This is a genomic window from Micromonospora foliorum (assembly GCF_022229015.1).
In the GTDB taxonomy this organism is placed as follows: domain Bacteria; phylum Actinomycetota; class Actinomycetes; order Mycobacteriales; family Micromonosporaceae; genus Micromonospora; species Micromonospora foliorum.
This window is the reverse complement of sequence record NZ_JAKKFF010000343.1, coordinates 1-5,928: the sequence shown is the minus strand read 5'-3', so window position 1 is coordinate 5,928 and position 5,928 is coordinate 1. Positions and strand designations below refer to the sequence as shown.

Genomic DNA, 5,928 nt, shown 5'->3' with positions numbered 1-5,928 from the left:
CCTGACCGGGCACGCGGTGGGCAACCTGGTGCTCTGCGGCCTCATGGAACTGCTCGGCGACCCGGTGGCCGCGCTGGAGCACGCCGGCGCGATGCTCGGCGCCGTCGGCCGGGTGTTGCCGATGTCCCGCCAGCCGGTCGGCATCGAGGCGCGGGTACGCGGCGCCGACCCGGCCGCCCCGGACGAGGTGCGCACGGTGAGTGGCCAGCACCAGGTGGCCGTCACCACCGGGCGGGTCGAGTCGCTGCGGCTCACCCCGAGCGCCCCACCGGCCTGCGCCGAGGCCATCGAGGCGATCCGGGCGGCCGACTGGCTGATCTTCGGGCCGGGCAGCTGGTACACGAGTGTGCTTCCGCACCTGCTGGTGCCGCAGTTGGCCGACGCGATCGTGTCCACCTCGGCCCGGCGGCTGGTCACGCTGAACCTTGCCGCGGAGAAGGAGACCCTCGGGCTCTCCGTCGCCGACCATCTCGCGGCGCTGCACTGGTACCTTCCCGAGCTCAAGGTGGATCTTGTGCTCGCCGATGCCAAGGCGGTGGGTGACCCCGAACCGGTCGAACGTGCGGCAGAATCGCTGGGTGCCCGCCTGGTCCTCGCCCCCGTCGCCGTTGTCGACGGGACTCCCCGCCATGATCCGGCTGCCCTGGGCGCCGCGCTGGTGCCTGTCCTGGGCGCCGATCGTTAGACACGTACGTAATCTCCGGCGACACGCCGGAACAGGTCCGTGAGGGGACGCACAATGGCGATGACGGCCGCGGTCAAGGACGAGCTGAGTCGGGTCGACGTGCCCAAGCCCTGCTGCCGACGGGCGGAGATGGCCGCACTGCTGCGCTTCGCTGGCGGGCTGCACATCGTCTCCGGCCGTGTGGTGGTGGAGGCTGAACTGGACACCGGGGCGGTGGCCCGGCGGCTGCGGCGGGAGATCGCCGAGGTCTACGGCTACCCCAGCGAGATCCACGTGCTGGCCTCCGGTGGGCTGCGCAAGGGCAGCCACTTCATCGTGCGGGTGGTCAAGGACGGCGAGGCCCTGGCGCGGCAGACCGGCCTGCTCGACGTGCGGGGTCGCCCGGTGCGCGGGCTGCCGCCGCACGTGGTGGCGGCCAACGTCTGCTGCGCGGTCTCCGCGTGGCGGGGGGCGTTCATGGCCCACGGCTCGCTCACCGAGCCGGGCCGCTCCAGCGCGCTGGAGATCACCTGCCCGGGGCCGGAGTCGGCGTTGGCGCTGGTCGGCGCGGCCCGGCGGATCGGCATCACCGCGAAGAACCGCGAGGTACGCGGGGTGGACCGGGTGGTCGTCAAGGACGGTGACGCGATCGCCGCGCTGCTCACCCGGATCGGCGCGCACTCCAGCGTGCTGGCCTGGGAGGAGCGCCGGGTACGCCGCGAGGTGCGGGCCACCGCCAACCGGCTCGCCAACTTCGACGACGCGAACCTGCGCCGTTCGGCGCGGGCGGCGGTCGCCGCCGCGGCCCGGGTCACCCGCGCGCTGGAGATCCTCGCCGACGAGGCGCCCAACCACCTGACCGACGCCGGTCGGCTGCGCCTGGAGCACCGGCAGGCGTCGCTGGAGGAGTTGGGGGCCCTGGCCGAACCCCCGCTGACCAAGGACGCCATCGCGGGGCGGATCCGCCGGCTCCTGGCGCTGGCCGACAAGCGGGCCCGCGACCTTGGCATCCCGGATACGGAAGCAGCCGTCACGCCCGACATGCTCGTGGTCTGATAGGACGGTGGGGCCGCACGGTGCGCCCGGGAGCGCCCCGGCGCAGCGTGGTCCCGCACGCTCGGATAGGGTCGCTGAGTACGGCAAGGGGGCCGACACCGGCACTCCTCGTCGTGCCCACCGCCTCGGGCGGTCAGGTCCTCAGACCGCGCGGCGGGGTGGCCGAGATGAACCGTCGACGGCCGGCTCCAACGGTCGGCGCACACCATTCCCGCCGGCCCGTTGTCTGAAGCCGGCGGACCAGAACGCGAGGAGATGGGACCTGTGACCATCCGGGTTGGCATCAACGGCTTTGGCCGAATCGGCCGTAACTTCTTCCGGGCAGTGCTGGCGTCTGACGCCGACATCGAGGTCGTGGCGGTGAACGACCTGACCGACAACGCCACGCTCGCCCACCTGCTCAAGTACGACAGCATCCTCGGTCGCCTGCCCTACGAGGTCAAGGCCACCGCCGACGAGATCACCGTCGGCGGCAAGACCATCAAGGCGTACGCCGAGAAGGACCCGTCGAAGCTGCCGTGGGGCGAGGTCGGCGCCGACGTCGTCATCGAGTCGACCGGCTTCTTCACCGACGCCACCAAGGCCAAGGCGCACGTCGACGGCGGGGCCAAGAAGGTCATCATCTCCGCCCCGGCGAAGAACGAGGACGTCACCGTCGTCATGGGTGTCAACCACGACACCTACGACCCGGCGAAGCACACCATCATCTCCAACGCCTCGTGCACCACCAACTGCCTCGCTCCGATGGCGAAGGTCCTGCACGACACGTTCGGCATCCAGCACGGTCTGATGACGACGATCCACGCGTACACCCAGGACCAGAACCTCCAGGACGCGCCGCACTCGGACCTGCGTCGGGCCCGGGCCGCCGCGCTGAACATCGTGCCGACCTCGACCGGCGCCGCCAAGGCGATCGGCCTGGTCCTGCCGGACCTCAAGGGCAAGCTCGACGGGTACGCCCTGCGGGTGCCGATCCCGACCGGCTCGGTCACCGACCTCACCGTCAACGTGGGTCGCGAGACCACCGTGGACGAGGTCAACGCCGCGCTGAAGGCCGCCGCGGACGGCCCGCTCAAGGGCATCCTGGTCTACAACGAGGACCCGATCGTCTCCACCGACATCGTGACCGACCCGGCGTCGTGCATCTTCGACGCGCCGCTGACCAAGGTCGTCGGCAACCAGGTCAAGGTCGTCGGCTGGTACGACAACGAGTGGGGCTACTCCAACCGGCTGGTCGACCTCGTCAAGCTGGTCGGTTCGTCGCTGTGAGCATCCGGACCCTCGACGACCTGCTCGCCGAGGGGGTGTCGGGTCGGCGCGTGCTGGTGCGCGCCGACCTGAACGTCCCGCTCGACAAGCAGACCGGTGCCATCACGGATGACGGCCGGATCCGCGCGGTGCTGCCGACCCTCGGCGCGCTGGTCGAGGCCGGCGCGAAGGTGGTCGTCTGCTCGCACCTGGGCCGCCCGAAGGGTGCTCCGGACCCGCAGTTCAGCCTGGGCCCGGTCGCCGGGCGGCTCGGTGAGCTGCTCGGCGCGCCTGTGCACTTCGCCACCGACACCGTCGGTGACTCCGCCCGCTCCACCGTCGCCGACCTGGCCGACGGCCAGGTCGCCCTGCTGGAGAACCTGCGTTTCAACGCCGGTGAGACCAGCAAGGACGAGGCCGAGCGGGGTGCCTTCGCCGACCAGCTCGCCGCGTTCGGCGACGCGTACGTGGACGACGCGTTCGGCGCCGTGCACCGCAAGCACGCCAGCGTCTTCGACGTACCGGCCCGGTTGCCGCACGTCGCGGGCCGGCTGGTGCTGCGTGAGGTCGAGGTCCTCTCCAAGCTCACCGGTGACCCGGAGCGCCCGTACGTGGTGGTGCTCGGCGGGTCGAAGGTGTCCGACAAGCTCGCCGTGATCGAGGCTCTGCTGCCCACGGTCGACCGGCTGCTCATCGGTGGCGGGATGTGCTTCACCTTCCTCAAGGCCCAGGGCCTGGAGGTGGGCACCTCGCTGCTGGAGAAGGACATGGTCGAGACCTGCCGCAACCTGCTGGAGCGGTCCGGCGGCAAGATCATGCTCCCGGTCGACGTGGTGGTCGCGGACGCGTTCGCTCCGGACGCCGCGCACGACACGGTCCGGGTCGACGGCATCCCGAGCCACCGGCTCGGCCTGGATGTCGGCCCAGAGACGGTGGCTGGCTTCAGCGCCGCGCTGTCCCAGGCGAAGACGATCTTCTGGAACGGCCCGATGGGCGTGTTCGAGATGCCTGCCTTCGCGGCGGGCACCCGGGGGATCGCCGAGGCGATCACCAAGGCCGACGCGTTCAGCGTCGTCGGCGGCGGTGACAGCGCCGCCGCGGTCCGTGCCCTGGGGCTGGACGAGTCGTCCTTCGGGCACATCTCCACCGGTGGTGGCGCCTCCCTGGAATACCTCGAGGGCAAGACCCTCCCCGGCATCGCGGCCCTGGAGAACTGAATGTCGAGCACCACCCGCCGGCCGTTGATGGCCGGCAACTGGAAGATGAACCTCAACCACCTCGAGGCCAACCTGCTGGTGCAGAAGCTGGCGGCGAGCCTCACCGAGAAGCAGCTCACCGACGTCGAGACGGTCGTGCTGCCGCCCTTCACCGACCTGCGCACCGTGCAGACCGCGGTGGACGGGGACAAGCTGCTGATCGGCTACGGCGGGCAGGACCTCTCCCCGCACGCGTCCGGCGCGTACACCGGGGACATCTCCGGGCCGCTGCTGGCCAAGCTCGGCTGCACGTACGTGGTGGTCGGGCACTCCGAGCGGCGGGCCTACCACCACGAGGACGACACCCTGGTCAACGCCAAGGTCAAGGCGGCGCTGACGCACGGCCTGACCCCGATCCTGTGCGTGGGGGAGGGGCTGGACGTCCGCGAGCAGGGCACCCATGTGGCGCACTGCTCCGACCAGCTCGACGGGGGCCTTGCCGGGCTCACCCCCGAGCAGGTGCGGCAGGTCGTGATCGCGTACGAGCCGGTCTGGGCGATCGGCACGGGCAAGACCGCGACCCCGGAAGACGCCCAGGAGGTCTGTGGGGCGGTGCGTCAGCGACTGGCGGAACGCTTCGACCAGGAGACCGCCGACCAGGTTCGGGTCCTCTACGGCGGCTCGGTCAAGGCGTCCAACGTCGCCTCGATCATGGCCCAACCGGACGTGGACGGGGGCCTGGTGGGGGGCGCCAGCCTGGACGCGGAGGAATTCGCTCAGATCTGCCGGTTCCCGGAGCACCTCGCCCGCTGATCGCTCGGTATCCTTGACACCGCCCGTCCGCCGGTCGGTGCCGCCGTGCCCGATCAGACCGGGCGAGGATCGCTACGAGAGGAACTGACCCCAGCCATGCCGATCTGGTTCGCATACACGTTGATCGTGTTGCTGGTCATCACGAGCATTCTGCTCACCATGCTGATCCTGCTGCACCGCGGCAAGGGCGGCGGCCTGTCGAGCATGTTCGGCGGTGGCGTCAGCTCCAGCCTCGCCGGCTCCTCGGTCGCGGAGAAAAACCTGGACCGCTACACCGTTCTGGTGAGCGTCGTCTGGTTCGCCGCGATCATCGGGCTCGGGCTCTGGCTGCGCCTCCAAATGAACAGCGGCGCCTGAGCAGGCTCAGTAAGTCGTACAATCTGCGCGCGGTTCGTCACTCGACGGGCCGCGCGCAGGCTTTTCTCCGCTGCACCGCGTCGCCCGCCGCTCCACCCCCGAAGACGGCGGGTCCCCTCCGACGACAGGAGCGAGCAGCCGTGCCGAATGGCAACGTTATCCGGGGAGCCCGGGTCGGGTCCGCACCGATGCGCCCGGACGGGCGGCACCAACCCGCCCCCCGACAGGACGTCAGCTACTGGTGCCGTAACGACCACCGGGTCGACATCCGGATCGCCGCGGACGTAGAGCCGCCACCCCTGTGGGACTGCCCCCGCTGCGGCCTACCCGCCGGGCGGGACGCCCAGAATCCGCCGGGCCGGGTCCGCGCCGAACCGTACAAGAGTCACCTGGCGTACGTGAAGGAGCGGCGCACCGCCGAGGAGGGGGAGGCCCTGCTCGCCGAGGCGCTCGCCGCACTACGCCGTCGACGCGGCGAGTAGCGGGCTCCTCCGCGCGCTCACCGCAGGCTGCGCAGTCGGGCGGGTACGTCGGCTGCCGCCGCCCGGTCCAGCAGCCAGCGGGTGCGGTCCACCCCGCGCACGCCGGCCGCCG

The 5,928-nt window shown here is 71.2% G+C and carries 7 protein-coding genes and 1 pseudogene; 7 read left to right on the top strand and 1 reads right to left on the bottom strand.

Translation table 11 applies throughout. The features are described 5' to 3' along the window. The 7 genes from PSH25_RS23720 to PSH25_RS23690 form a co-directional block, all read left to right on the top strand. A partial coding sequence (locus PSH25_RS23720; RefSeq protein WP_238661169.1) for a gluconeogenesis factor YvcK family protein occupies nucleotides 1-685 on the top strand: 685 nt, incomplete at its 5' end. 54 nt (nucleotides 686-739) lie between these two features. Continuing rightward, nucleotides 740-1,720 (top strand): DNA-binding protein WhiA, encoded by a 981-nt coding sequence (gene whiA, locus PSH25_RS23715; RefSeq protein WP_074312802.1) that lies wholly within the window; start codon nucleotides 740-742, stop codon nucleotides 1,718-1,720. Nucleotides 1,721-1,984: 264 nt separating this feature from the next. After that, on the top strand, nucleotides 1,985-2,989 hold the full coding sequence (gene gap / locus PSH25_RS23710) for a type I glyceraldehyde-3-phosphate dehydrogenase (RefSeq protein ID WP_124853956.1): 1,005 nt from the start codon (nucleotides 1,985-1,987) through the stop codon (nucleotides 2,987-2,989). After that, on the top strand, nucleotides 2,986-4,185 hold the full coding sequence (locus tag PSH25_RS23705; protein ID WP_091403664.1) for a phosphoglycerate kinase: 1,200 nt from the start codon (nucleotides 2,986-2,988) through the stop codon (nucleotides 4,183-4,185). Before gap ends, PSH25_RS23705 begins: the two co-directional genes overlap by 4 nt. Then, entirely contained in the window at nucleotides 4,186-4,977 is a 792-nt protein-coding gene (tpiA, locus tag PSH25_RS23700; RefSeq protein ID WP_238661168.1) for a triose-phosphate isomerase, read from the top strand. Between the two features lie 96 nt (nucleotides 4,978-5,073). Next, entirely contained in the window at nucleotides 5,074-5,334 is a 261-nt protein-coding gene (secG, locus tag PSH25_RS23695; protein ID WP_238661170.1) for a preprotein translocase subunit SecG, read from the top strand. A gap of 140 nt (nucleotides 5,335-5,474) precedes the next feature. After that, a complete protein-coding gene (locus PSH25_RS23690) occupies nucleotides 5,475-5,816 on the top strand; it encodes an RNA polymerase-binding protein RbpA (protein WP_210785003.1) in 342 nt (113 codons plus the stop codon). A gap of 17 nt (nucleotides 5,817-5,833) precedes the next feature. On the opposite strand, the pseudogene PSH25_RS23685 reads toward PSH25_RS23690, so the two are convergent. Next, nucleotides 5,834-5,928 (bottom strand): annotated as a pseudogene (locus PSH25_RS23685) (6-phosphogluconolactonase); the annotation flags it as partial.

Bases quoted from the DNA above. Each gene is read 5' to 3' on its own strand.
- whiA (WP_074312802.1), top strand. From the start codon at position 740: ATGGCGATGACGGCCGCGGTCAAGGACGAGCTGAGTCGGGTCGACGTG.
- secG (WP_238661170.1), top strand. From the start codon at position 5,074: ATGCCGATCTGGTTCGCATACACGTTGATCGTGTTGCTGGTCATCACG.
- tpiA (WP_238661168.1), top strand. From the start codon at position 4,186: ATGTCGAGCACCACCCGCCGGCCGTTGATGGCCGGCAACTGGAAGATG.